Genomic DNA, 2,540 nt, shown 5'->3' on the forward strand with positions numbered 1-2,540 from the left:
CCGGGACTGAACACCTAGCGGGAAGCTGAGCCAGGCGCCGTTGGGTTTGAGTTCGCCGCCCATGCTGTGACGCGCGCCGGGCACACCGCCCTCTTCGCCCCAGACGCCATGCGCGGTGAACGGGCGATCGAATTCCAGCCGGAACCAGGTGGTGTATTCGTGGCCGCCGCAGAAGCTTTGCGTGGTCAGTTTGCCCTCGACCACGCGGTCGCCGACGATCTGCACCTGGCTGCCGATCACCACATGGCGGTCGTTGGCCTGCGCCACATTGACCAGCACATGGCCGGTGTCGGGACCCGGTGCGAAGGTGTAGCGCTCGGTCGCGGCGCGAGTCAGCGCGCTGGCCTTGGCGTCGATGCCGCCGTAATCGGTGAGCCGCACCTTGTAATAGCCGGCCTGGCCGACTTCGCCATCATGCGTGTAACGGGCGGCATAGCGTTTCTGGTCGAAGGCCTTGGCGTCTTTGGTGTCGAAGTCGCCGCCGGGGCCAATGCTGCCGGTGACCGGAAGAATCGACACCTGGCCGCCCTGCTCCCAGCAGCCGGCCCCGGACAGGAACGAGTGACCGAAACCGCGAATGCTGGGGTCGTCATAGCGCCAGCCGGCGTAGTGCGCGCCGATCGGGCTGACCTGGATCAGGCCGAATGGCGCCGAGGCGCCCGGATAGGTGTTGCCGTCGTCCTTGCTGCCGATGAAGGTGTTGACCTGCGCGGGATCTTGCGCGGCCAGCGGGCCGGACATGGCCACGCCAAGCAGGCACAGACCGACCGCGGCGCGGCGCCACAACGGCGTTGATGAAAAACGCGACGAAGCGCGATGAAAGGCGGCAACAGGGAGCATGCAGGACACCTCGGGGGAGCGGGCGACCGAGGCCGCAGGTGGAATGACGCATGTCGGCCGCTGCCAGGGGCGGCGACCGGCACGACAAGCGTGCGCGAACAAGGACCAACCCCACAACCTCCCTGACCGTCAGATGGCGACGAGGAATGCTTCAAATCGGTAGGCACGTGCGTGTACGTTGATTGCGGGCGCACCGCGCGCAGCCATCGCTGCGATGCGCCGCAGCGTGGGGTGGGTCGTTTCGAGCAGCCAACCAAGCGATTGCGCGCCCTGCAGGTACCCGGCACGGCAGCTACCGCGCGGACGGTGCGGCTTGCGCCATCGGTACCGGCCCGACCATCGCACACCAGGTTTGATTGGCCGCGCTCTAAAAATCGAACACGGACTCGCGCCCAATCGGGCTTGAACTGGCGGTTGTTGTAGAGCTCGTAATCGAGGCCGGCTGCCGCACCGGGCTGACCATCAACCATGCACACCGCACTGCCACAAAAAAGCCCGGTCACAGGACCGGGCTTGGCGGCAGGCATCGGTGGAGGGTCCGCGCCTGGGCGCCGTGACTTACCAGCGCATGCCTTCGAACGGATTGAAACCGGTGCTGCCCTTCACCTTGTCCAGGTAGTAGGCGTAGTTGGTGCTCATGCCGGCCAGCAGGGCCAACGGAATGCTCAGCGCGTTACCGATCGATGCAGGCAGGAACGAGGCCACGATGCCGACCACCAGGCCGACGCCGATCAGGCCCAGCGCCTTGCGCCACAGGCCCAGGATGAAGAAATAGATGAAGCAGAAGAACAAGGCGTAGAAGTTCATGCCCACCTTGAGCTTCTCGCCGAGCGGCAAGGTCTTGAGCGCCTCTTTGTACGCAGGATCCTTGGGTGCGCCATGACGGTCGAAGAAGGCGAAGCGGAACTGCCACTTGGGGCTGAGTTGGGTGCGATCGCAGGACTGCGCCAGGGTGCGGTCGAGCGTGAGCATGGGCGGGGGTCTGTTGCCGCGATCAGGGACGGTCACGGCGGCATGTTCGCTTCGCGCGTGTTCGGCGCGCGTGTGACGGCGGGAGAAGTTGCGGCCGATGCCCGGGGTCGGTACGAAGACTGCCGGCAGCCTTCGCGCGGTTGGGTTGGGCATGTGGTGGGCGCGCACCCTGTCCAGGAGGCCGCCTCGAACGCGAACGTATGCGCCCCGCCCGTCAGCCCCGCTCTCCCCCCGATCCGACCTGTGCCAATGCCCGGCCCAGCTGCAGCGTTGCCGCCACGTTGCGCGCGGCGATGCGCACGTTGCTGGCAGCATCGGCCAGTGCCTGGTCCACCGTGCAGGCGCGATGCACCACCGCGAACATGGCCTCGATGCCGTGGCCGTGCAGCAGCGCGGCACCGTTGCCCAGGCAACCGGCAATGGCGATCACCGGTTTGGCATGCCGTTGCGCCAGACCGGCGTCTTGCCATGCAGGCTCTGGCTGTCGAGACGGCCTTCGCCGGTGATGACCAGATCGGCCTGGGCGACCAGCGCGTCCAGCCCGAGCGCCTGGGCGACGATCTCCACCCCGGGCCGCAGCTGCGCGCCCAAATACGCTACCAAGGCCGCGCCCAGCCCGCCCGCCGCCCCGCCGCCGGGCAGCGCGTGCAACCGCACGCCCAGGTCGCGCTGCAGCAGGTCGGCGTAGTGCTGCAGATTGCGATCGAGCTGGCGCACCATGCTAGGGG

Annotated in this window: 1 protein-coding gene and 2 pseudogenes; all 3 read right to left on the minus strand. The window is 67.3% G+C overall.

What is annotated here, in order from left to right; all coding sequences use genetic code 11:
* Positions 1-840: pseudogene (locus XAXN_RS16850) on the minus strand (GH92 family glycosyl hydrolase); the annotation flags it as partial.
* Between the two features lie 558 nt (positions 841-1,398).
* Positions 1,399-1,812, minus strand: a complete 414-nt coding sequence (locus tag XAXN_RS16860; protein ID WP_054320407.1) for a DUF2628 domain-containing protein — start codon at positions 1,810-1,812, stop codon at positions 1,399-1,401.
* 214 nt (positions 1,813-2,026) lie between these two features.
* Positions 2,027-2,540, minus strand: a pseudogene (locus tag XAXN_RS16865) (glycerate kinase); the annotation flags it as partial.

The sequence above is a fragment of the Xanthomonas axonopodis genome (genome assembly GCF_001304695.1).
Lineage (GTDB): Bacteria > Pseudomonadota > Gammaproteobacteria > Xanthomonadales > Xanthomonadaceae > Xanthomonas > Xanthomonas axonopodis.